The sequence below is a fragment of the Capnocytophaga leadbetteri genome (assembly GCF_003054025.1).
In the GTDB taxonomy this organism is placed as follows: domain Bacteria; phylum Bacteroidota; class Bacteroidia; order Flavobacteriales; family Flavobacteriaceae; genus Capnocytophaga; species Capnocytophaga leadbetteri.
Genome location: NZ_QBKG01000029.1, coordinates 1 through 7,012 on the forward strand (window position 1 = coordinate 1; position 7,012 = coordinate 7,012).

The following is a 7,012-nucleotide window of genomic DNA, read 5'->3' on the forward strand; positions in this document are numbered from 1 at the left end:
GATTTAAGGTGGTTATAGTCAAAGGTCTCACCTCTTACCATTCCGAACAGAGCAGTTAAACCTTTTAGCGCAGATGGTACTACGCAAGTGGGAGAGTATGTCGCCGCCTTCTTATAAAAAGAGCAATCTAATTATTTAGATTGCTCTTTTTTTGTTGTGAATTTTAAATTGATAAGCAAATATGAGAGTAGTAATTCAAAAAGTAACACAGGCTTCAGTAAGTATAGAAAATCAAACAGTGGCCTCTATAGATAAAGGCTTACTTGTGTTAGTAGGTATAGAAGATGGCGATACGAATGAAGATATAGCATGGCTATCGTCTAAAATAGTCAATTTGCGCGTTTTTGACGATGATAATGGGGTAATGAATCTCTCGGTAAAAGAAGTGGATGGAGAGGTGCTTATTGTGTCGCAATTTACCTTGCACGCTTCTACTAAAAAAGGCAATCGTCCTAGTTATATAAAGGCTGCCCGTCCAGAGGTAGCCATACCTATTTACGAAGCCTTTATAAAGCAAGTAGAAACTCTGTTAGGCAAAAGAGTGCCTACAGGGCAATTTGGTGCGATGATGCAGGTCAGTCTTTGCAATGATGGACCGGTTACTATTCTTATAGATACAAAAAATAAGGAATAAAAAAGCCCCGAAGATAGTCGAGGCACTAAATGTTTTCACAACGGAATAATCCTTATTGTGAATTGCTTTCAAATTCTGCGACAAAGGTAAGTATAATATTTCTTATCTGCAAATTTTTCTTAAATTATTTTTTATTTCTCACTTCTTTTCGTTATCTTTGCCTCACCAAAATATAAAAAGAATGAAACGTATATTAGGATTAGATTTGGGCTCTAACTCTATTGGTTGGGCTCTTGTACAACAGAATTTTGAAAATAAACAAGGACAAATTATGGCTGCTGGCAGTAGGATTATCCCTATGGATCAGAGCATATTAGGCGATTTTGAGAAAGGAAATACAGTTTCTCAAACTGCCGAAAGAACTGCTTATCGCAGTACACGTCGCCTGCGAGAACGGCATTTACTTCGCCGTGAGCGACTTCATAGAGTACTTCACATATTAGGCTTTTTGCCTCCTCACTACGATTCACAAATAGATTTCAGCAAAAGATATGGTAAGTTTATAGATGATGCTGAACCCAAAATAGCTTATAACAAAGGGAATTTTATTTTTATGGATAGTTTTAATGAGATGATTGAGGATTTCAGAGAACATCAACCTCAGTTATTCTACAAGAAATCTAATGGCGAAGAGAGTAAAATCCCTTATGATTGGACAATTTATTACCTGCGCAAAAAAGCACTTTCGCAAAAGATTACCCAACAAGAATTAGCTTGGCTTATACTTCACTTCAATCAAAAAAGAGGGTACTACCAGTTGCGTGGTGAAGAAGAAATTGAAAATCCTAATAAAGAAATTGCTTTTCACTCTTTGAAAGTTGTAGAGGTAGAGGCTGAGACTCTTAATAAAAAAGGTGAGATTTGGTATACAATCCGTTTGGAAAATGCTTGGATATACCGTCGTACGAGTAAAATTCCATTGGACGACTGGAGGGGAAAAACGCGTGATTTCATTGTTACTACCGATCTTAATGATGATGGCACGGTAAAAGTAGACAAAGAGGGTAAAGAAAAACGTTCTTTCAGAGCTCCTGACGAAAACGACTGGAATTTGCTCAAAAAGAAAACAGAACACGATATTGATTTTTCTGGGAAAACTGTAGGGGCTTATATCTACGACCATTTGTTACAAAACCCTAATCAGAAGATAAAAGGAAAATTAGTTCGTACTATTGAACGAAAATACTATAAAGATGAATTAAAGGCTATTTTAACCCAACAAATAGCGCTTCAACCAGAATTGTTCACCGAAAACTTATTAGCGGACTGTATAAGAGAATTATACCGAAAAAATGAGACGCAACAGCAAATCCTATTATCAAAAGATTTCCTTCATTTGTTTGTAGAAGATATCATTTTCTACCAACGTCCGTTGCGTAGTCAAAAATCTACTATAGCCAATTGCGCATTAGAAAAGCGTTCGTATATAGATAAGGAAACTAATGAGCGCAAAGAAGCTCCTATAAAAGTATGTGCTAAATCTAATCCTTACTACCAAGAGTTTAGAGTGCTGCAATGGCTACAAAACTTGAGAATTTACGAAATAGAAACTGACCGTGAAGTAACTCCTGAGTTTATTGAAACAGCAGAAGACTATGAGGCTCTGTTTAACTTCTTGATATCTCAAAAAGAAATAGATAATGAAGGCTTACTAAAATACTTTTTACTTGCAAAAAATCCTCAAATTAAAGACAAAGCTGCTAAAAGTGAACTTAAAAAGTGGCTCACTATTTATCGATGGAACTATGTCTATGATAGGGCAGACAACTCCTCCAAAAAATACCCTATGAATGAAACGGGCTATGACCTTCAGCGGTATTTGCAGAAAGTAGAAGGACTCTCCGCTAATTTTCTAACTTTTGATACAGCATATCAATTGTGGCATTTGTTATATTCGGTAAAGGACAAAGTTGAATTTGAAAAAGCATTAAAGAAATTTGCTAATAAAAATAAATTAGACGAAACATCGTTCGTAGAAAGTTTTAAAAACTTCAAACCCTATTCTAATGAGTATGGTAGTTTTTCTGAAAAAGCAATTAAAAAATTACTCCCTTTGATGCGATTTGGCAATCATTGGAATTTCAAGAATATTGATGTATCTACTCAAAAACGTATAGACGACCTTATTAACGGGGAGGCAAATGACGAAATCCGTACTATCATTAGAGAAAAAGCAGAGAAATTTCAGCTAAATAACGAAATCAGCTTTCAAGGCTTACCGCTTTGGCTAGCTCAGTATGTAGTCTATAATCGTCACGCAGAAGCTACTAATATAGAAAAATGGACTTCAGTGAGTGATTTAGAAGCATATTTAGAAGATTTCAAACAGCATTCACTTAGGAACCCTATAGTAGAGCAAGTAGTTACTGAAACTTTACGTGTAGTTAAGGATATTTGGCAACAATACGGCGAGGGACAAGCGAATTTCTTTAATGAAATACATATAGAACTCGGTAGAGAACTTAAAAACACTGCTGAAGAAAGATATAGAGCCTCTAAACAGAATCAGGAAAATGAAAATACCAACCTACGCATTAAGAAATTGCTTGCCGAATTAAAAGAAGATGCAAGCATACAGAATGTGCGTCCGTATTCGCTTGTACAGCACGACCTTCTTAAAATCTATGAAGAAGGGGTCTTTAGTAGTACAGACGAAATAGACGAAGATATTCAAAAAATTCGCAAAAAAGCTGAACCTAATAAAACAGAATTACAACGCTATAAACTATGGTTGGAACAAAAATATAGGTCTCCTTATACAGGAGAGGTGATTTCACTTACAAAACTATTTACTGAGGAGTATGAAATAGAACATATTATTCCGCAAAGCCGTTATTACGATGATAGTTTATCCAATAAGGTAATATGCGAATCAGCTGTAAATAAGCTAAAAACAAATCAATTAGGATTGGAATTTATCCAGAATCACCACGGTGAGAAAGTGCGTATAGCGGGTAATAAAGAAGTTACTATCTTCACAGAAGAACAGTACAAAGAGTTCGTGAAGAAATACTATGCCAACAATTTAGCTAAACAACAAAAGCTCCTTTTGAATGACATACCTGAAAAAATGGTGGCTCGTCAAATGAATGATACTCGTTATATCAGTAAGTATATTTCAGAGATACTTTCTAAGATAGTGCGTTCAGATGAAAAAGATGAGGGCGTAAATTCTAAAAATGTAATACCTTGTACAGGTAAAATTACTACTGCCCTCAAACAAGATTGGGGACTTAATGATGTATGGAATGAGCTTATTCTTCCTCGTTTTGAGCGAATGAACCAGCTTACACAAACACAGCTTTTTACCTCATATAACGACAGACTTCAAAAAAATCTCCCTACTGTTCCAATAGAATACAGCCAAGGTTTCCAAAAGAAACGCATAGATCACCGTCATCACGCTATGGATGCCTTAGTGATTGCTTGTGTTACGAGAGAGCATATCAATTATATGAATAACCAACACGCATTGGATAAGAGTAAGGATAAAAAAGAAAAACAACAATCTCGCATAGACCTTCGCACTATCCTCTGTGAGAAAAAGAATAATAACTGGCAGTTCAAGAAACCTTGGAATACTTTCACTCAAGAAGCCAAAGAAGCCCTCGAACATATAGTAGTGAGTTTTAAACAAAACCTAAGAGTGATTAATAAGGCTACCAACTATTATGAAAAATGGGAAGAGAAAAATGGTATACTTGTAAAAAAGAAAGTAAAACAAGAGGGAACTAATTGGGCTATCAGAAAGCCTTTACATAAAGAAACTGTTTCAGGTAAAATTATTTTGGATAGAAAAATAGGTAAAGATAAAATACTTACAGCTACCCGAAAAGCAGTAGATATAACCTTTACAGAAAAGATTATCAGTAGTATTACCGATACAGGTATCCAAAAAATATTGCTCAACTATTTGAAATATAAAGGAAGCCCCGAAGTAGCTTTTTCAGCAGAAGGATTAGAAGAACTCGACAAAAATATTGCCCAATACAACGATGGCAAGAAACATCAGCCCATTTATAAAGTCCGTATTTTTGAAGAAGGAAGTAAATTTTCGCTGGGAGAAACAGGCGCTAAAACTACTAAATATGTAGAAGCAGCCAAAGGGACAAATCTTTTTTTTGGAGTATATCAAGGCAAAGGGAAACGCACTTATGCAACGATCCCTCTCAACGAAGTAATTGAACGACAAAAACAAGGACTTCCTTCTGTTCCCGAGCGCAATGAAAAAGGAGAACTATTGTTGTTTAGCCTTTCGCCTAACGATTTAGTGTATGTGCCTATAGAAGGAGAAATCATAGAGACAATAGATTTCAATAACCTCATCAAAGAACAGAAAGAAAGAATTTATAAAACAGTGAGTTTTACAGGAAACGAATGTCATTTTGTAAAATCTACTATAGCTTCTCTCATAAAATCCTATGATGCTAAATCTAAGATAGGAGAATTAGGAAGTTTAAATAAGTTAGAGGTTACTATTAGCGGAGATAGTAGAATAAAAGAAGTCTGTATCAAACTGAAAGTAGACCGCCTAGGAAACATTACCAAAGCATAGAACTCTTTTTAAGAATATGAAAGAGAAAACCTCCTCTTCTGCCTTATGAGCAAAGGCAAAAGAGGAGGTTTTTCAGTACTGTTTTTCAGTAAAACGATACTAAAACCTTTAAAAGATTGAGGTTGTTATCAATCACAAAACTACAAAATTTGAAAGCAATTCACAACGGAGTTTCAGAAAGTAGTAGAAAATCAAATGTTGTTATCAATCACAAAATTACAAAATTTGAGAGCAATTCACAACATTACGACCTTACTAATGCTCAATGGCTTGGATGTTATCAATCACAAAACTACAAAATTTGAAAGCAATTCACAACCGTACCGCTTGTTGATAAAGAAGAATTGTGGTTGTTATCAATCACAAAACTACAAAATTTGAAAGCAATTCACAACGCAGTAAGTCCTCGATATTCTTGGCGGTAAGTTGTTATCAATTACAAAACTACAAAATTTGAAAGCAATTCACAACCCTGCCGATAGGGTAGAGGTACGTCCCGAGGTTGTTATTAGTCACAAAACTATAAAATTTGAAAGCAATTCACAACCCTGCCGATAGGGTAGAGGTACGCCCCGAGGTTGTTATCAGTCACAAAACTATAAAATTTGAAAGCAATTCACAACATGAACTCCTCAAAAACCACGAAGAGGTTAGTTGTTATCAATCACAAAACTACAAAATTTGAAAGCAATTCACAACCGTAATGTACTTTGATATGCTCTTTGTACGGTTGTTATCAATCACAAAATTACAAAATTTGAAAGCAATTCATAACGGATATGCGCATTAATGGTGAAAAGGTGCTGTTGTTATCAATCACAAAACTACAAAATTTGAAAGCGATTCACAACGAAAATGCGTACCCTCTTGGACTTTCTGCTGTTGTTATCAATCACAAAACTACAAAATTTGAAAGCAATTCACAATGGGTTTCGACATTGTGAATATCGGAGAAAAGTTGTTATCAATCGCAAAACTACAAAATTTGAAAAGCAATTCACAACAGTAACGTTTCGATAGCACCCAGTATCATAGTTGTTATCAATCACAAAATTTAAAAGCAATTCACAACAGTACTCAATAGCTTGTAGTATGCCGTCTTGTTGTTATCAATCACAAAATTACAAAATTTGAAAGCAATTCACAACTAAGTTCGCCTACTTCCTCGTGTGTTTTGGTTGTTATCAATCACAAAACTACAAAATTTGAAAGCAATTCACAACGCTTCAGTTCGTGTGCTTTATCGGCAGTATGATGTTATCAATCACAAAATTACAAAATTTGAAAGCAATTCACAACTTCCTAAATTCCAACCACAATACCAGGACGGTTGTTATCAATCACAAAATTACAAAATTTGAAAGCAATTCACAACCTTCTCCTCTTAATCGTTGATTTTCAATCTGTTGTTATCAATCACAAAACTATAAAATTTGAGAGCAATTCACAACACAATTTGCTTTGTAAGCAGCTCGGTAGGGGTTGTTATCAATCACAAAAGTACAAAATTTGAAAGCAATTCACAACTCACCCCAAAAGACAACGCCACCAAGTTCGGTTGTTATCAATCACAAAACTACAAAATGTGAAAGCAATTCACAACAGTTTTGCGCCAGGGCATTGATAAACTGAAGTTGTTATCAATCACAAAACTACAAAATTTGAAAGCAATTCACAACTTTCCTGCAAGTAGGCCTCAAAGGCTTGCGTTGTTATCAATCACAAAACCACGGCGTTCGCATTTAAAGTTTTAAAAGTTTTTCTCTATACTCTGGTTCATAGAGGGCTTCAGCACGTTTCTTTGTTTTGGAACCTTTGTATGT

General features: G+C 35.1%; 2 protein-coding genes and 1 rRNA gene. All 3 read left to right on the plus strand.

What is annotated here, in order from left to right:
- Positions 1-4 precede the first annotated feature (4 nt).
- Positions 5-112 (plus strand): 5S ribosomal RNA (rrf, locus tag C8P65_RS11860).
- Positions 113-181: 69 nt separating this feature from the next.
- Positions 182-634 carry a D-aminoacyl-tRNA deacylase gene (gene dtd, locus C8P65_RS11865; RefSeq protein WP_107782976.1) on the plus strand — a complete coding sequence of 151 codons (453 nt, stop codon included), beginning with the start codon at positions 182-184 and terminating at the stop codon, positions 632-634.
- A 181-nt stretch (positions 635-815) separates the two neighbouring features.
- A complete protein-coding gene (gene cas9, locus C8P65_RS11870; protein ID WP_107782977.1) occupies positions 816-5,189 on the plus strand; it encodes a type II CRISPR RNA-guided endonuclease Cas9 in 4,374 nt (1,457 codons plus the stop codon).
- Positions 5,190-7,012: the final 1,823 nt, after the last annotated feature.